We start from the raw sequence: 17075 nt of genomic DNA, 5'->3' as shown, positions 1-17075 counted from the left end.
AAAGCTGGACATGTGTTCAACTTTACGTAGGATCGCATCCTGGACATGTGTCCATGTTTTAAAAGAAAAGGAAATTTATGTTTCGTCAGTGGTTAGCGTTAGTGATTATCGTGCTGGTGTATATCCCGGTGGCGATCGACGCGACGGTGCTGCACGTGGCGGCGCCGACATTGAGCATGACGCTGGGCGCCAGCGGCAATGAATTGCTGTGGATCATCGATATTTACTCGCTGGTGATGGCGGGAATGGTGCTGCCGATGGGCGCCCTGGGTGACCGCATTGGCTTTAAACGACTGCTCATGATTGGCAGCACGCTGTTTGGCCTGTCGTCGCTGGCGGCAGCGTTTGCCCCGTCAGCAGGGTGGCTGATTGCGGCGCGCGCCTCGCTGGCAATCGGCGCGGCGATGATTATTCCGGCCACGCTGGCTGGGGTCCGTACGCTGTTTACCAACGCGCGGGATCGTAATATTGCGCTCGGCATCTGGGCCGCGGTGGGGTCCGGTGGCGCGGCGTTTGGCCCGCTGATTGGCGGTATGCTGCTCGAGCATTTCTACTGGGGCTCGGTGTTTTTAATCAACGTACCGATCGTGCTGGTGGTGGTTTCGCTGGCCGCGCGTTTTGTGCCTCCTCAGCAGGGCCGCCCGGAGCAGCCGCTGAATATCAGCCATGCCATTATGCTGATTGTGGCGATTTTGCTGCTGGTCTACAGCGCAAAAACAGCCCTCAAAGGCGCACTGTCGCCGTGGGTGGTCGCGTCCGCGCTGGTTACCGGCTCGGTGCTGCTGTTTATCTTCGTGCGTATTCAGCTCCGCGCCCGCGTGCCGATGATCGACATGCGTCTGTTCTGCCATCGCATCATTTTGAGCGGCGTGGTGATGGCGATGACCGCCATGATTGCCCTGGTCGGGTTTGAGCTGCTGATGGCCCAGGAGCTGCAGTTTGTTCACGGCTTTACGCCGTTTGAAGCGGGAATGTTCATGCTGCCGGTGATGGTGGCGAGCGGGTTTAGCGGCCCGATCGCGGGTGTGCTGGTCGGGCGATTAGGGCTACGCATCGTCGCGGCTGGCGGAATGGGGCTCAGCGCCGTTAGCTTTATCGGCCTGTCGATGCTTGATTTCAGCACGCAGCAGCTGCTGGCTTCTGCCCTGATGGTGCTGCTCGGCTTTAGCGCCGCCAGCGCGCTGCTGGCCTCGACCTCGGCGATTATGGCCGCTGCGCCGAAAGAGAAGGCCGCCGCCGCGGGGGCTATTGAAACCATGTCCTATGAACTGGGCGCCGGGCTGGGGATCGCCATCTTTGGCCTGCTGTTGACCCGCAGCTTCTCGGCGTCGATTGACCTGCCGCAGGGGCTGAACGCCTCGCTCGCAGATAAAGCCTCGTCATCCATTGGTGAGGCGATGAAGGTGGCGCAGGATCTGACCCCGACGCTGGCGGAGTCGGTGATTGAGGCGGCGAAAAGCGCATTTATCACCTCGCACAGCGTGGCGCTGGGCAGCGCGGGCGGAATGCTGCTGCTGTTGGCAGTGGGGATCTGGTTCAGCCTGGCGAGGGTCAAGCCGCAGTAATACAGGGCGCGCGGTTGGCGCGGGTGGGGCAGATGGGCTATGTTTTTTAAAGGATTATCTGACTCTTGCTGGAAAATATGCGCCCTCGCCACAGCAGTGAACCGTCCCAACCGCTCTCCCGGTTAACCCTGCTTGCAGGGGGCGCGCTGGGCGTCGTTTTTGGTGATATCGGCACCAGCCCGCTTTATACCTTCCGCACGGTGCTGTCGCTCTCTGAGCATGACCCTACGCCCGGCGTCATACTGGGCCTGCTCTCCCTGATTACCTGGACACTCATCCTGGTAACGTCCATAAAATATGCCGCCTTCGCCATGCGAATTGATAATCATGGCGAGGGAGGCATCATGGCCTTAATGTCGCTTCTGGTGGAGAAAGGCAAAGGCGGGCGCTGGGTTATTTTTTCCGCCCTTATCGGCGCCGCTTTAATTTACGGTGACGGCGCGATAACCCCGGCTATCTCCGTGCTTTCTGCCCTTGAAGGGCTGGAGATGGTCATTCCTGAATCTCAGCCGTACATATTACCCCTGACGGTGGCGGTTCTGCTGGGGCTGTTTCTTCTTCAGCCTTTTGGCACTGCGCGAATAGGGAAAATATTTGGCCCGGTCATGGCGGTTTGGTTTTTGGCGATTGCTGCCCTGGGCGTGCGGGGGATCGTTCAACACCCCTCGGTATTGCTGGCCCTCAACCCTGCGTACGGCATTGCGTTTTTGTTTTCGAACGGGTACACCAGTTTCCTGGTCCTGGGCGGCGTTTTTCTCTGCGTGACGGGGGCCGAGGCCCTGTATGCAGACATGGGGCATTTTGGCAAAAAGCCCATCTGGCTTGCCTGGTACGGCATCGTCTTTCCTTCGCTGCTGCTCAACTATGCCGGCCAGTCAGCGCTGATTCTGGCCGGTGCCGACAGCAAACAAAACCTTTTCTATACGCTCTGTCCGCCGGTGCTGCAGGTTCCGCTCATCATTCTTGCCGCGCTGGCGACGATCATCGCCAGTCAGGCGATTATTACCGGCGCTTTTTCCATGACGCGCCAGGCCATACAGCTTGGCTGGTTACCCCGATTGCGCATCAAGCAGACGGCGGCGGAAAGCTACGGCCAGATTTATATCGGGATAATCAACTGGCTGCTGATGGGGGTGACCATCGGGCTGGTGGTGTTCTTTAAATCCTCCGATAAGCTCGCCGCCGCGTACGGCATTGCCGTGTCGTTAACCATGCTGATGACCACGGGGCTGCTGTTTGTGGCAATGCGCGAAGTGTGGCGCTGGAGCCTCGCCAGCAGCGCGGTGATTGCCCTCTGTTTTCTGGTGATTGATGCCACCTTCTTGTTTGCCAATCTGATTAAGGTCCTGGAGGGCGGCTATATTCCGCTGCTGATGGCCGCCGCTATTTGTACGGTGATGCTGATCTGGCACCGCGGCATTAAGGCGGTATCCGCATCGGTGGGCGAGAAGGGCGTCAGCGTGGATGCGTTCTTTGCCCAGCTTCAGCAAAAAACGGTGCCCAGAGTGGCGGGCTCCGCCGTCTTTTTGACCCGTACGCAGAACAATATCCCGCCGGTCATGCGCTGGCACGTCGCGCGAAACCGGGCGCTCCAGCAGGATGTGTTGTCGCTTACCATTGATATTCTGAATGTGCCCTACGTGGGGGAAGAACAACGCATCAGGGTAGAGCAGCGCGCGCCGGGCTACTGGCACGGCGTGGCCCAGTATGGCTTTATGGAACATCCGGACATCCCGCGTTTGCTGCAGGGTGTCAGCGAGATTAACGCGCTTTTCGCCACGGATGACGCTACCTGGTATGTCGGGCATGAAACCATTGTGGCAGGCGAAGGTGAGGCAGGAATGGCGGCCTGGCAACGGCACATCTTTGCGTTCATGAAGCGCAACTGCACGCACGTCATCAACCACTATCACCTTCCCAGCGATCGGGTTGTCGAAATCAGCCGACGCGTTGCCGTGTAGATTCTGGCGAAAGCAGAGCCCCTCTGCTTTCGCACCGTTCTATCTCTCAAGGGCCGCGGACAGGACGCTATGCAATAACACATTCGCCCCTTTCTCCGCCCACTCTGGCAGGATCCTTTCCGCTTCGTTATGGCTGATGCCTTTCACGCAGGGGATAAAGATCATGCTGGCGGGCGCCATTTTGCTGACATAGCAGGCGTCATGTCCCGCACCGGAGACCATCGGTTTCGACGAATAGCCCAGTTCCGCCACGGCCTTATCCGAACGCGCCAGGCATTCGGCATCAAACGCGATGGGCGCGTAGTCGAAAATGCGCTCAACGGCAGCCGCGACGCCGCGCAGGCTGAGGCTTTCAGCCACCTTATGCAGCGCCGCCTCCATCGCTACCAGCGCATTCGATGCCGGATGGCGAAACTCAACGCTGCATTCCACGCGAGACGGCACGACGTTGCGCGAGTTTGGCGTAACCTTCGCCATACCGATCGTCGCGCGTCCGTCCGGCGCATGCCGATAGCCAATCTCTTCCACCTTCAGCGCCAGCTCTGCGAAGGCGGTCAGCGCGTCGCGGCGGCTGTGCATCGGCGTCGTGCCCGCGTGGGCGGCGAATCCGTCCAGCGTAAGGGTAAACCAGCGCTGGCCCATTGCCGCGCGGACTAACCCGATATCAATGGCTTCATCTTCCAGGATCGGGCCCTGTTCGATGTGCAGTTCGTAGCAGGCGTGAACGGGAAACGCGCGGGCAGGGGTTTCACCCCGGTAGCCAATGCTCTCCAGCGCTTCGCCCACGGTGATGCCATCGTTATCCGCGCGGGCGTGGGCGTACGCTTCGCCAAACTGTCCCGTCCAGACCCCTGAAGAGAGCATGGCTGGCGCAAAGCGCGCGCCCTCTTCGTTAGTCCAGTTCACCAGCACAACGTCACGCTCGGTCTCAACGCGATGGTCGTTAAGGGTTCGCAGCAGCTCCAGCCCGGCCAGCACGCCGTAAACCCCGTCGTAGTTACCGCCCAGCGGCTGGGTATCCACATGTGAACCCGTCATGACCGGGGCAAGCTGCGGGTTTTTCCCCGCGCGACGGATAAACATATTGCCCATGCTGTCGACGTCGCAGGTGAAACCCGCGTCCAGCGCCCAGTCGCGCAGCAGGTTACGCGCAATGCGGTCTTCCTCGCTCAGCGCCAGACGGGTCACGCCGCCGGCGGGCGTGCCGCCGATCTGCGCCATAATCTCAAGCGTTGACCACAGCCGTTCGGCGTTGACGCGGATCATGGCTTGTCCTTACTGCTGCGGTAGCGGAAATCACAGCACGAACCGCCCTGCATGATGGTGGTCGTGCGGGTCAGCTTCACGTCCGGCGCATAGCCAACGATGAATTTTTCATCGCGCGCGCAGGAGAGCAGATGACCAATCTCGCCCAGCCCCATTTCGTGATACATCTCCGCGTAACGACAGCGGGTCACGTTGTAGTTGTACTGCTGGTCGTCGGCGTCGATCACCTTCACGTCCAGGGCGTTATCTTTCTCCCACAGATACTGGAGGGCGATGAAGCTCTTTACGTCCGCGCCGTTGGGTTCTTTGCTGGCAAACGCTTTGCCAGCGTCAATCGCGGCCTGCTCAATGGCCTCGCCAATGACCGCCTGGGCGCGGGTTTTCCCTATCTCGCGCACCAGGATTTCATAAATTGGCTTAATAATTTCTGCTTCAATTTTGCGGCGGGCGAGAATGCCCAGCTCGTTATTATCACTCATCACATTGCCCTCGCTGCGTTACTTCGCTTTTGCGCCACCCAGCACGGTCTGCGGCTGCCATTTGCCGTCGACAACTTTGTAAACGGTGAAGGACGGCGATTTCAGGTTACCTTCTTTATCAAACGCGATCTGTCCGGTGACGCCGGAGTAGCTAATGGCGCGCAGGGCTGGCAGATAGTCGGACGGCTCAACGGAGTCTGCTTTTTCCATCGCCGCAACCAGCACGCGGGTGGCGTCATAGGCGAACGGGGCGTGCAGTTCGATATGGGTGTGGTAGCGTGACTGGTACGCCTGTTCGAACGCTTTACCGCCCGGCATCTGGTCAACGGGCAGACCCGGCTCCAGCGCCACCACGCCTTCGCCTTCTTTCTGCGCCAGCTGCAGGAACGTCTGGCTGACAAATCCGCCTGCGCCCATCAGGGTGGCGTTCATGCCCAGCTGTTTGATACGACGCGCCAGCGGTGCGGCCTGGCTGTCGACGCCGCCGAAGAAGATCAGATCGGCGTTTTTACTCCGGATGGCGGTCAGCACGGCGCTGAAATCCACCGTTTTGTCATCAACGTACTGACGATCGACAACCTTCACGCCCTGCGCTTCAAGGGATTTAATGAACTGGTCCGCCAGTCCCTGACCAAAGGCGGTACGGTCGTCGATCACCGCAATGCGTTTGGCTTTCAGCGTATTAACCGCGTACTGGCCGGCTAGCTGACCGCCGTCGTCGTCGTGGCCCATCACGCGGAAGCTGGTATCAAAACCCTGTTTGGTATAGGCGTGACCGGTCGCGACCGGTGCCACCTGTGCGATGCCCGCATCGTGATAGATACGTGCGGCAGGAATGCTGGTACCGGTGTTCCAGTGGCCGACAACGCCCGCCACGCCGCTATCCACCAGACGCTGCGCCACGGCCACGGCGGTGCGCGGGTCGGACTGATCGTCTTCGGACTGCAGTTTGAAGGTCACCGCTTTGCCACCGATGGTCGGGTGCTGCTTGTTAATGTCGTCAATGGCCAGCTGTGCGCCGTTCTCCAGATCCTTACCGATACGGGCAGACGGGCCGGTGAGCGGGCCTGCCAGACCGATAACCACGGTTTCGTCGTCGGCGGCCCAGGCTCCGGTAGAGGCAAAGCTGCCGAGGAGGATAGCGGCGCTAAGCGCACTGATTTTTACTGTTTTCATTGTATTTCCCTGATGTTGGCTGGTGTTGTTAAACGGGCATTTCGCCCAAATAAATCTGTGCAATCTGGTCGTCATTGAGCAGCGCTTTCGATTCGCCATGATGGACGATGCTGCCGCTGTCCATCACCCACGCGCTGTCGGTCACCTCCAGCGCGAGACGGGCGTTTTGTTCGATGAGCAGCAGGGCAACGCCGCTCTCGCGCAGGCCGGCAATGACGGCAAAAATGTTTTCTACCATCTTCGGGGCGAGGCCCATCGAGGGTTCGTCGAGGATCAGCAGGCGCGGGCGGCTGAGCAGGGCGCGGTTAAGAGCCAGCAGCTGTTGCTCACCGCCGGACAGCAGGCCGGCGAGCTGATGCTGGCGTTCGCCCAGGCGCGGGAAGCGCTCGAAAATCTCGTTCATCTCGCGTTTAACGGTGACAGTGTCACGTCTAAGCCAGGCGCCCATCTGCAGGTTTTCCAGCACCGTCATTCGGGAGAAGATCCCCCGGCCTTCCGGGACCATCACCAGTCCGTCACGGAGCAGGGTTTCGGGCCTGTGCTTACGCACCGCTTTACCGTTGAATTCAATACGGCCGCTAAAGCTTTCCAGCCCGGTAATGGCGCGCACGGTGGAGCTTTTCCCCGCGCCGTTAGCGCCGATCAGCGTAGCCTGTTCGCCCTCGTGCAGGGTAAAAGAGACATCGCGTACGGCCTGAATACCGCCGTAATGCACGTCCACGCGTTCCACCTTCAGTAATTCAGACATGGGCGTTGCCTCCAAGCCAGGCGGCGATCACTGCCGGGTCGCGACGCACGCTCTCCGGCGTGCCGCTGGCGAGCGTTTTGCCGTAATCAAGCACCGTCAGGCGATCGCAGATGCCCATCACCAGCTTGACGTCATGTTCAATCATCAGCAGGGTTTTGCCGTCATCGCGAAGGCGGATAAGCAGCTCGCCGAGCGCCACTTTTTCCGCTGCGTTCATCCCGGCGGCGGGTTCGTCCAGCGCCAGCAGCAGCGGATCCGTTGCCAGCGCGCGGGCAATCTCCAGACGTCGCTGATGGCCATACGCCAGATCGCAGGCGCGGTAGTGGGCGAACTTCGCAATGCCGGTGTACTCCAGCCAGTGCCAGGCCAGCTCCCGGGTCTGCGTCTCTTCCGCGCGAGCGCGTTTGTGACGGCTCAGCGCGGCCCACAGGCCGTTACGGGTGCGCACGTGGCGGCCCACCATCACGTTTTCCAGCACCGACATGTCGTTAAAGAGGCGCACGTTCTGGAAGGTGCGCGCGATCCCGGCGGCGGTGACTTTCTCAATGTGCTTTGGGAAATAGGGCTTATCGGCAATGGAAAATTCACCGCTGTCCGCCGGATAAAGCCCGGTGATCAGGTTAAAACAGGTGGTTTTTCCCGCCCCGTTAGGACCAATCAGGCCGTAGATCTCGCCCTTGTTCACGGTAATCGAAACGTCATCCACGGCGGTAAGCCCGCCGAAGCGTTTGGACATGTTGCGTACGGTTAACAGACTCATGTATTCACCTCCTTGTGGCGTACCGGCCAGATCCCGGCAGGACGCACCAGCATGACCAGCACCAGCGCCAGGCCGTAGAAAAGCTGACGCAGCACTTCCGGGTCAATCAGCACCGTACCGAACAGCGCCTGCTGAACCGGGGCTGCCTGACTGCGCAGCAGTTCCGGCAGGGCGGTAAGCAGTACCGCGCCGAGGATCACGCCCGGAATGTGTCCCATCCCGCCCAGCACCACCATCGCCAGCACGGCAATGGATTCCTGTAACGTGAAGGATTCCGGGGAGACAAAGCCCTGGAACGCGCCGAACAGGGCTCCCGCCACGCCGCCAAAAGACGCACCCATCGCAAAGGCCAGCAGCTTATAGTTACGCACGTTGATGCCCATCGCGCGGGCCACATCCTCATCTTCACGGATGGCGTGCCAGGCGCGGCCAATACGGGAATGCTGCAGGCGCAGGCAGACAAAAATAATCGCCACAATCACCAGCATCAGCAGGTAGTACCACAGCCACAGCGCGGGCACTTTGAAACCAAACCAGTGGTATACGCCGCTAAACTTCAGGCCGAACAGATTCAGCGTATCCACCCCGGTAATGCCCTTCGCACCGTTGGTGATGTTCACCGGACGGTCGAGGTTGCGCATCAGGATACGGATGATTTCGCCAAAGCCGAGGGTCACTATCGCCAGGTAGTCCCCGCGTAGCTTCAGCGTGGGTGCGCCCAGTAAAATGCCGCAGACCGCAGCGACGAGCGCCGCCAGCGGAATAATCAGCGGATATGAGGTGTGCAGCCCGTCCGGGAACCAGACGCCGAGGATCGGGAAAACCTCCAGCAGATGTGGCGACGCCATCAGCGCGGCGAGGTAAGCCCCGACCGCGTAAAAGGCGATAAACCCCATATCCAGCAGGCCGGTATAGCCCACCACAATATTGAGCCCCAGCGCCAGCATGATGTAGAGCAGGGCGAAGTCGATAACGCGCACCCAGTAGTTGCCGCCAAGCTGCGTGGCCACCACGGGGGCAACCAGCAGCGCGAGGCAGAACAGAACCATGCCTGACCAGAATTTGCGCGTCGCCGCCGGGGTTTGTAGTTGAAGCGTTGTCATTGTTTCCCTCACGCCCTGTGCGCTACGCGCTCGCCCAGCAGGCCTGCCGGACGGAAGACCAGCACCAGAATCAGAACCATGAAGGCAAAGACGTCCTGATAGTTACTGCCGAAGACGCCGTGGGTCAGTTCACCCAGGTAGCCTGCGCCCAGCGCTTCGATAATGCCGAGCAGGATCCCGCCAATCATGGCGCCACGAATGTTGCCAATGCCTCCCAGCACGGCGGCGGTAAAGGCTTTGATCCCGGGTAAAAAGCCCATCGAGAAGCTGGCGTTGCCGTAGTTGCTGGCCATCATGACACCTGCCAGCGCGGCGAACACGCCGCCAATGGCGAACGTCAGGGTAATAATGGCATTGGGGTTAACCCCCATCAGCGTGGCAACGCGCGGGTTTTCCGCCACGGCGCGCATGCCGCGGCCCAGGCGGGTGTATTCCACCAGCAGCCATAGCCCCGTCATCACCGCAAGCGCCAGCGCCACGGTAACAATGCCGGTGACGGTCACAATGGCGGGGGGATGTTGTTCACTTCCTGACGTCACGGCGATCGGTTCCATGGGCAGGATCTGCGGGAACATCAGCGGATTGCGCGTCCAGATAATCATCGCCACGGTTTGCAGCAGGACCGAGACGCCGATACCCGAAATAAGCGGTGCCAGGCGCGGGGCGTTGCGCAGTCGACGGTAGGCAAAGCGCTCCACGGCCATTGCCAGCAGGGCGCAAACGACCATGGCAATCGCCAGGGCAACGCCAAGCTGCAACAGCAGCGGCATGTGAGGAAAGGTAGTGTTCAGAGCGTTAATGGCGGAAAGGGTGGTGAGCGCACCGACCATCAGAATATCGCCGTGAGCAAAGTTAATAATGCGCAAGATGCCATACACCATGGTATAGCCCAGCGCGATCAGCGCGTAAATGCTGCCCAGCATCACACCGTTGATCAATTGTTGTATGAGTGTATCCAACGTCTGTTCCCGCAAAGTCTTCTTTCTGCGGCTACCATCCGATAAATGAATTTAATTGTAAAATACACATATATTATTTCTTATGATAAACCGCTATTGTTTTATCTTAATGATTTATATAAAGATAATGTAATCGCGTTCTCTGGTGAAAAGCCTAAAGAAATCAACATATGAATAAAACAGAACAATCGGCGAGTTTGCCTGCGTATGCAGACAGCCGTCTGGCAAACGATCCGCCGCTTCGGGCCGTCCGTGCCTTTGAGGCCATCGCCCGGCTGGGCAGCGTTACGCTGGCCGCGCAGGAGCTGGATATCTCACCGTCGGCGGTCAGCCATCAGCTCAAGGTGCTCGAAGGGTATCTGCAAATGCCGCTGACGGCGCGTCAGGGGCGCACGCTGGTGCTGAGCCAGCACGGACGGGAATATTACCGTTCGATCCGTGCGGCGTTTAACGTGCTGCGCCAGGCAACGGAGCATCTGGCCGAGCAGGCGCAAACGCGTCAGGTCACCATCAGCCTGATCCCGCTTTTTGGCATGGGGTGGTTTATCCCGCGTCTGCCTGATTTTATGCGTGCCAATCCGCAGACCGAGATCAACGTAGTGTATGCCAACCATCGTAACTATCTGAGCGATGCGTCGGATATGTCGATTCGTTTTGGTAACGGCCAGTGGGCGGGCTATCAGAGCGAAAAGCTGATTTCCGGACAGATGGTGCCGGTGTGCAGCCGCGCGTTTTTGCGCATTCATGGCCATATCGACACGCCTGAGCAACTGCTGCAAATGCCGCTGCTGCATGATGAGGAGCGCACCACGTGGCCGCAGTGGTTTCTGCTGCAGGGGGTAAAACGAGCTCTGCGGCGCAGCGGCCCCCTGTTTGAAGACGGGCTGTTAACGCTGGCGGGCGTGCAGGCCGGGCTGGGCTGCGCGCTGATGCGCGAGCCGCTGATCGCGCCTTATCTTGAGAGCGGCGAGCTGGTGAAGATATTTGACTTACCCATCGATGACGGGCGCGACTATCACCTCTGCGTGCGTTCGGATTCGGAGATGACCGAGGACGGTAAGCTGCTGCAAAACTGGCTGCGTCGGGCGGCGAGCGGGGAGCCGTCAGCCGGGTAAAAGTGACGGATAAAAAAAAGCCAGCTTATTCAGCTGGCTTTTGTACAGACAAGATTTAGAACTGGTAGGTCAGACCCAGCGCAACGATGTTGTCGGTACCGATGCCTGCCTGGCGAGTGAACTGGTTGTCGTCGAGCAGGTTGATTTTGTAATCCACGTAGGTGGACATGTTTTTGTTAAAATAGTAGGTCGTGCCAACATCGATGTATTTAACCAGATCCTGGTCGCCGAAGTTTTCGATGTCTTTACCTTTGGACTGCAGGTAAGCGATGGATGGGCGCAGGCCAAAGTCGAACTGATACTGAGCCACAACTTCGAAGTTTTGCGCCTTGTTTGCAAAACCGTAGATGTCGCTGCGATTACCGTTAGAGGTACCGAAGCGGGTTGCGTTATAGGTCTGAGAGTACTGTGCAGCAAGGTAAATGTTGTTTGCGTCGTATTTCACACCACCGCTGTACACTTCAGCGCGGTCGCCTTCACCGTATACGCCAGCCGCATTCTGGTCAGCGGTACGACGTGAAGAGGACATTGCGCCACCCACGCTGAAGCCTTCACCCAGATCGTAAGTCAGGGACGCGCCGTAACCGTCGCCGTTCTGGTTCAGCAGGCTGCGACCGCTGGTGTTTTCACCGCTTACGCTGCCGTTTTTGCCCTGATACTGCAGAGCAAAGTTCAGGCCGTCAACCAGACCAAAGAAGTCCTGGTTACGGTAGGTCGCAACGCCGTTTGCACGAGACTGCAGGAAGTTGTCGGCACCGTAGGTGTCGCCGCCGAATTCTGGCAGAACGTCGGTCCAGGAGGTCACGTCGTAAATTACGCCGTAGTTACGACCGTAATCAAAGGAGCCTGCTTCAGCAAACTTCAGACCGGCAAACGCCACACGGGTCCAGGACTGGTTGTCGCCTTCGTCTTTGTTACCCTGAATCTGGTATTCCCACTGGCCGTAGCCGGACAGCTGTTCGTTAACCTGGGTTTCGCCCTTGAAGCCGATACGCATGTAGGTTTTATCGCCATCTGCGCCAGCGTCATCAGAGAAATAGTGCAGACCTGTTACTTTACCGTACAGATCCAGCTTGTTACCGTCTTTGTTGTAAATTTCGGCAGCGTTAACAACGCCTGCTGCCAGCATGGAAGTGACTGCCACTGCAACTAATTTAAGTTTCATCTTAAATGTTCCTTATAATTTTTTTTGAGTATTTCCTGAACCACTGTGAACGATTTCTAAACGAGGCTGTTCGTCAATGGCATGCTATTTTTAAAAATCTCGTAGTCTTATTTCAATAATAAGTTTCAAAATATTAGAGATAATTTCAATTAGTGTGATCTCGATCGTGCAAAAAGGCGATTATTCAAACAATGCGACCGAATTTCATACGATTAATAATTATGTGTTCTGCGGGACTATTGCTATCGCTATAATTTCTGCGTGTTTTAGTCTATTACGTCAGATTTCGGTATTATCGATGCTTTGAGGGGGTTGTTATTACTGTTTTGACTTAATAACAGTAGGTTAGGGGTAAATCAAAACGTATATTGCGAATATTGCCATGAACACGTCAGAAATGAATTATTGCACTCAATGCTATCCATGGCGTTAATATTCGCAGTTAATTAATTCCATAGTGTTGTCAGTTTGTGTCAATTATCTTTTCTGCCGCTTACAGAAGGCGGCAAATATAAACCGAATTTAAACGGAAATGCGATAATTATGATAAATATTCCGAGGAGCGATCACACTTTAAATTTATGTTAATTATGTTGCCGGGCTGAAATTCGCCCGACCGTTAGAGAAGCATTATTTTCTTGTTGCGTACCAGCAGAGCAACGACCCGGCGCAGACCATCAGCGCGCCTTGCCAGAACGAGAATGAGAGGGGCGAACTCAGCACTGCGGCGGCAAGCGCGGCGGAGAGGACAGGGGTAAAATAGGATACGGCAGCGAGTACCGTGACGTTACCGTGAAGGATGCCAATATTCCATGCGGCGTAACCAAACCCAAGCGCGATACCGCACATGACCAGTTTCACCATCACCGGAAGCGTGAACACCATCTCGGGCTGATCGCTCAGGAAATATTTCACCCACAGGCTCAGCGCGGTCAGCAAAACAAACAGGGTAATGCCGTTTTGTCCTTTCGCAAATTTGCTGGTGACCGTGCAGTAGGCGGCCCAGATAAATGCCCCGGCAAACGCCAGCGCGTAGCTCAGCGGGCTGGAAACGATGTTGCGGGTTATTTCATCAAGATGTAAACCCTGTTCTCCGCCCAATACCCAGCAGACGCCCAGCAATGAGACGGCTAAGCCGGGGATCACCCACAGGGTCGATTTCTGCCCGTTGAACAAGATGGCAAACACAATGGTCAGGCTTGGCCAAAGGTAATTGACCATGCCCACTTCAATCGCCTGCGATCGCGTTGCGGCATAGCCCAGCGACAGCGCCAGGCATATTTCGTAGCTGACAAATAAAACGCTGCCGGCAATAAGATAGCGGGGTGAAAACCGCCTGATATCAGGAAATCCTACCGTCACCAGACACAGTAATCCGCTGAGGGTGTAGATCATCGCCGCACCGCCTACCGGGCCCAGTCCCTCACTCACGCTGCGAATAAGGCCTACCATGGTGCTCCATAGCAGTATTGCCGCCAGCCCAATAAGCGTTGCTCTCTTTCTGTCCATTACTTCGCCATTGCAATAAAAATCAGAGGAAAAATGTATCGCATTCATCCTGACGCTGTCGCCAATTATTCTCTTAAACCGTTAATCAAAAAGGAGTATTTAAAGGTTCCGGGGGTGACTATTAAGGGGGGGAAGGCAGATGACCTTGATTTGACGCAAAAAAAACAGGGGCTTTGCTGTTAGTTTGCGGCGCGAAGTCTTATATGAAAACGAGGACAACAATGGACGTCAGCCGCAGACAATTTTTTAAAATCTGCGCGGGCGGTATGGCCGGAACAACGGCAGCCATGCTGGGATTTGCTCCCAAAATGGCGCTGGCTCAGGCACGCAACTATAAGCTGCTGCGCGCGAAAGAGATCCGTAACACCTGCACATACTGCTCCGTAGGTTGTGGGCTTTTGATGTATAGCCTGGGCGATGGCGCGAAGAACGCCAGAGAAGCGATTTACCATATTGAAGGGGACCCGGATCATCCGGTGAGCCGCGGGGCGCTTTGCCCGAAAGGGGCGGGGCTGCTGGACTACGTTCACAGCGAAAACCGCCTGCGCTACCCGGAATACCGCGCGCCGGGTTCCGACAAGTGGCAGCGTATCTCCTGGGATGAGGCCTTCTCCCGTATTGCCAAATTAATGAAAGCCGACCGCGACGCCAACTTTATTGAAAAGAACGCCCAGGGCGTAACGGTTAACCGCTGGCTTTCCACCGGGATGCTGTGCGCGTCTGCGGCGAGTAATGAAACCGGCATGCTGACGCAAAAATTTGTGCGCTCTCTCGGCATGCTGGCGGTAGACAACCAGGCGCGCGTCTGACACGGACCAACGGTAGCAAGTCTTGCTCCAACATTTGGTCGCGGTGCGATGACCAACCACTGGGTTGATATCAAAAACGCTAACGTCGTGGTGGTGATGGGCGGTAACGCCGCGGAAGCCCATCCGGTGGGATTCCGCTGGGCGATGGAGGCGAAAAATAACAACGACGCGACGCTTATCGTCGTCGATCCGCGCTTTACGCGTACGGCATCGGTGGCCGATATCTATGCGCCGATCCGCTCCGGTACGGACATTACGTTCCTGTCCGGCGTGCTGCTGTACCTGATCGAAAACAACAAAATTAACGCGGAATACGTTAAGCACTACACCAACGCGAACCTGCTGGTGCGGGATGATTTTGCCTTCGATGACGGGCTGTTTAGCGGCTATGACGCCGAAAAACGCCAGTACGATAAAACGTCCTGGAACTATCAGTTCGATGAAAACGGCTACGCGCTGCGTGATGAAACCCTGACGCACCCGCGCTGCGTGTGGAACCTGCTGAAGCAGCACGTTTCCCGCTACACGCCGGAGGTGGTGGAAAACATCTGCGGTACGCCGAAAGCGGACTTCCTGAAGGTGTGTGAAGTGCTGGCCTCCACCAGTGCCGCAGATAGAACCACGACGTTCCTGTACGCGCTGGGCTGGACGCAGCACACCGTCGGCGCGCAGAACATCCGCACCATGGCGATGATCCAGCTGCTGCTTGGCAACATGGGTATGGCCGGTGGCGGCGTGAACGCGCTGCGCGGTCACTCCAATATTCAGGGGCTCACCGACCTTGGCCTGCTGTCGACCAGCCTGCCGGGCTACCTGACGCTGCCGTCTGAAAAGCAGGCGGATCTGCAAACGTATCTTGAGGCCAATACGCCGAAAGCGACGCTGCCGGACCAGGTGAACTACTGGAGCAACTATCCGAAGTTCTACGTCAGCCTGATGAAATCCTTCTACGGCGACGCGGCGCAGAAGGAAAACGACTGGGGCTTTGAGTGGCTGCCGAAGTGGGACCAGGCGTACGACGTCATCAAGTATTTCAACATGATGGATAAGGGCGACGTCACGGGGTATATCTGCCAGGGCTTTAACCCGGTGGCCTCCTTCCCGGACAAGAACAAAGTCGTTCGCAGCCTGAGCAAGCTGAAGTACATGGTGGTTATCGATCCGCTGGTGACCGAAACGTCCACCTTCTGGCAGAACCACGGGGAATCAAACGATGTCGATCCGGCGTCGATTCAGACCGAAGTGTTCCGCCTGCCGTCCACCTGCTTTGCGGAAGAGGACGGTTCAATCGCTAACTCTGGCCGCTGGCTGCAGTGGCACTGGAAAGGCCAGGATGCGCCGGGCGAAGCGCGTAACGACGGCGAAATCCTGGCCGGGATTTACCATCGCCTGCGCGAGATGTACCGCACCGAAGGCGGCAAGGGCGCTGAGCCGCTGCTGAAGATGGGCTGGAGCTACAAGCAGCCTGACCATCCTGAGTCAGAGGAAGTCGCCAAAGAGAACAACGGCGTGGCGCTGTCGGATCTCTTTGACGCCAGCGGCAACCTGGTGGCGAAGAAAGGTCAGCTGCTGAACAGCTTCGCGCTGCTGCGCGATGACGGCACGACGGCGTCATCCTGCTGGATCTACACCGGCAGCTGGACGGAGCAGGGCAACCAGATGGCCAACCGCGATAACGCCGACCCGTCCGGGCTGGGCAATACGCTGGGCTGGGCATGGGCGTGGCCGCTGAACCGTCGCGTGCTGTACAACCGCGCGTCTGCAGACGTAAACGGCAGGCCGTGGGATCCGAAACGCATGCTGATCCAGTGGAACGGGGCGAAGTGGGCGGGGAACGATATCCCGGACTACAACACCGCCGCGCCGGGCAGCAACACCGGGCCATTCATTATGCAGCCGGAAGGGCTGGGACGCCTGTTTGCCCTCAACAAGCTGGCGGAAGGGCCGTTCCCGGAACACTACGAGCCGATGGAAACGCCGCTCGGCACCAACCCGCTGCACCCGAACGTGGTCTCCAGCCCGGTGGTGCGTATCTACGAAGACGACGTCCTGCGCTTAGGTAAAAAGGACAAGTTCCCGTACGTAGGGACGACCTATCGCCTGACCGAGCATTTCCACACCTGGACCAAGCACGCGCGGCTTAACGCCATCGCGCAGCCGGAACAGTTTGTGGAGATCAGCGAGACGCTGGCGAAGGCGAAAGGCATCGCCAACGGCGACCGCGTGAAGGTAAGCAGCAAGCGCGGCTTTATTCGCGCGGTGGCGGTGGTGACCCGTCGTCTTCAAAGCCTGAACGTGCACGGCCAGCAGGTGGAAACCGTCGGGATCCCGCTGCACTGGGGCTTTGAGGGCGTGGCGCAGAAAGGCTACATCGCCAACACCCTGACGCCAAACGTCGGCGATTCCAACTCGCAAACGCCGGAGTACAAGGCGTTCCTGGTCAACATCGAGAAAGCGTAA

13 protein-coding genes are annotated in these 17075 nt (G+C 57.8%); 4 read left to right on the top strand and 9 right to left on the bottom strand.

What is annotated here, in order from left to right:
• The first annotated feature begins 77 nt into the window (after positions 1-77).
• Both ACERY3_RS08200 and ACERY3_RS08195 read left to right on the top strand, forming a co-directional pair.
• Positions 78-1565, top strand: coding sequence for an MFS transporter (locus ACERY3_RS08200; protein ID WP_058840979.1), 1488 nt, complete (start codon positions 78-80; stop codon positions 1563-1565).
• 77 nt (positions 1566-1642) lie between these two features.
• A complete protein-coding gene (locus tag ACERY3_RS08195) occupies positions 1643-3526 on the top strand; it encodes a potassium transporter Kup (RefSeq protein ID WP_033146538.1) in 1884 nt (627 codons plus the stop codon).
• Between the two features lie 39 nt (positions 3527-3565).
• Here ACERY3_RS08195 and ACERY3_RS08190 read toward each other — a convergent pair whose 3' ends face one another.
• The 7 genes from ACERY3_RS08190 to ACERY3_RS08160 are packed head-to-tail and all read right to left on the bottom strand — an operon-like array spanning position 3566 to position 10017.
• Entirely contained in the window at positions 3566-4792 is a 1227-nt protein-coding gene (locus ACERY3_RS08190) for a Zn-dependent hydrolase (RefSeq protein ID WP_058840978.1), read from the bottom strand.
• Positions 4789-5271, bottom strand: a complete 483-nt coding sequence (locus tag ACERY3_RS08185) for an L-2-amino-thiazoline-4-carboxylic acid hydrolase (RefSeq protein WP_047060950.1) — start codon at positions 5269-5271, stop codon at positions 4789-4791. The genes ACERY3_RS08190 and ACERY3_RS08185 overlap by 4 nt, the downstream gene beginning before the upstream one ends.
• A gap of 18 nt (positions 5272-5289) precedes the next feature.
• Positions 5290-6447: a branched-chain amino acid ABC transporter substrate-binding protein gene (locus tag ACERY3_RS08180; protein WP_373225433.1), complete on the bottom strand. Its 1158-nt coding sequence runs from the start codon at positions 6445-6447 to the stop codon at positions 5290-5292.
• Positions 6448-6475: 28 nt separating this feature from the next.
• Positions 6476-7195 carry an ABC transporter ATP-binding protein gene (locus ACERY3_RS08175; RefSeq protein WP_058840976.1) on the bottom strand — a complete coding sequence of 240 codons (720 nt, stop codon included), beginning with the start codon at positions 7193-7195 and terminating at the stop codon, positions 6476-6478.
• On the bottom strand, positions 7188-7955 hold the full coding sequence (locus ACERY3_RS08170) for an ABC transporter ATP-binding protein (protein ID WP_058840975.1): 768 nt from the start codon (positions 7953-7955) through the stop codon (positions 7188-7190). The genes ACERY3_RS08175 and ACERY3_RS08170 overlap by 8 nt, the downstream gene beginning before the upstream one ends.
• A complete protein-coding gene (locus tag ACERY3_RS08165; protein ID WP_373225432.1) occupies positions 7952-9058 on the bottom strand; it encodes a branched-chain amino acid ABC transporter permease in 1107 nt (368 codons plus the stop codon). Before ACERY3_RS08165 ends, ACERY3_RS08170 begins: the two co-directional genes overlap by 4 nt.
• Before the next feature lie 8 nt (positions 9059-9066).
• Complete coding sequence (locus ACERY3_RS08160; RefSeq protein ID WP_058840973.1) at positions 9067-10017, bottom strand: branched-chain amino acid ABC transporter permease; 951 nt, start codon at positions 10015-10017, stop codon at positions 9067-9069.
• Positions 10018-10187: 170 nt separating this feature from the next.
• Between ACERY3_RS08160 and ACERY3_RS08155 the strand changes: the two genes are divergently transcribed.
• Positions 10188-11132 (top strand): LysR substrate-binding domain-containing protein, encoded by a 945-nt coding sequence (locus ACERY3_RS08155; protein WP_058840972.1) that lies wholly within the window; start codon positions 10188-10190, stop codon positions 11130-11132.
• A 55-nt stretch (positions 11133-11187) separates the two neighbouring features.
• Here the strand turns inward: ACERY3_RS08155 and ACERY3_RS08150 are convergent, their stop codons facing one another.
• Both ACERY3_RS08150 and yddG read right to left on the bottom strand, forming a co-directional pair.
• Positions 11188-12297 (bottom strand): porin OmpC, encoded by a 1110-nt coding sequence (locus ACERY3_RS08150; RefSeq protein ID WP_058840971.1) that lies wholly within the window; start codon positions 12295-12297, stop codon positions 11188-11190.
• 630 nt (positions 12298-12927) lie between these two features.
• Positions 12928-13806, bottom strand: coding sequence for an aromatic amino acid DMT transporter YddG (gene yddG / locus ACERY3_RS08145; protein ID WP_047060943.1), 879 nt, complete (start codon positions 13804-13806; stop codon positions 12928-12930).
• 221 nt (positions 13807-14027) lie between these two features.
• Here yddG and fdnG point away from each other — a divergent pair, with 221 nt between their 5' ends.
• Positions 14028-17075: a formate dehydrogenase-N subunit alpha gene (gene fdnG, locus ACERY3_RS08140; RefSeq protein WP_373225560.1), complete on the top strand. Its 3048-nt coding sequence runs from the start codon at positions 14028-14030 to the stop codon at positions 17073-17075.

This window comes from Enterobacter cloacae complex sp. ESBL7 (assembly GCF_041679625.1).
Classification (GTDB): Bacteria; Pseudomonadota; Gammaproteobacteria; order Enterobacterales; family Enterobacteriaceae; genus Enterobacter; species Enterobacter asburiae_B.
Note: the sequence above shows the minus strand (reverse complement) of the source record. Positions and strands in the feature narration are given on the sequence as shown.

What these genes read in the sequence shown, in the direction of transcription:
- ACERY3_RS08165 (WP_373225432.1), bottom strand. Translation starts at nt 9,058, where the DNA reads ATGACAACGCTTCAACTACAAACCCCGGCGGCGACGCGCAAATTCTGG.
- ACERY3_RS08180 (WP_373225433.1), bottom strand. Translation starts at nt 6,447, where the DNA reads ATGAAAACAGTAAAAATCAGTGCGCTTAGCGCCGCTATCCTCCTCGGC.
- ACERY3_RS08175 (WP_058840976.1), bottom strand. Translation starts at nt 7,195, where the DNA reads ATGTCTGAATTACTGAAGGTGGAACGCGTGGACGTGCATTACGGCGGT.
- ACERY3_RS08195 (WP_033146538.1), top strand. Translation starts at nt 1,643, where the DNA reads ATGCGCCCTCGCCACAGCAGTGAACCGTCCCAACCGCTCTCCCGGTTA.
- yddG (WP_047060943.1), bottom strand. Translation starts at nt 13,806, where the DNA reads ATGGACAGAAAGAGAGCAACGCTTATTGGGCTGGCGGCAATACTGCTA.
- ACERY3_RS08170 (WP_058840975.1), bottom strand. Translation starts at nt 7,955, where the DNA reads ATGAGTCTGTTAACCGTACGCAACATGTCCAAACGCTTCGGCGGGCTT.
- ACERY3_RS08200 (WP_058840979.1), top strand. Translation starts at nt 78, where the DNA reads ATGTTTCGTCAGTGGTTAGCGTTAGTGATTATCGTGCTGGTGTATATC.
- ACERY3_RS08190 (WP_058840978.1), bottom strand. Translation starts at nt 4,792, where the DNA reads ATGATCCGCGTCAACGCCGAACGGCTGTGGTCAACGCTTGAGATTATG.
- ACERY3_RS08150 (WP_058840971.1), bottom strand. Translation starts at nt 12,297, where the DNA reads ATGAAACTTAAATTAGTTGCAGTGGCAGTCACTTCCATGCTGGCAGCA.
- ACERY3_RS08155 (WP_058840972.1), top strand. Translation starts at nt 10,188, where the DNA reads ATGAATAAAACAGAACAATCGGCGAGTTTGCCTGCGTATGCAGACAGC.
- ACERY3_RS08185 (WP_047060950.1), bottom strand. Translation starts at nt 5,271, where the DNA reads ATGAGTGATAATAACGAGCTGGGCATTCTCGCCCGCCGCAAAATTGAA.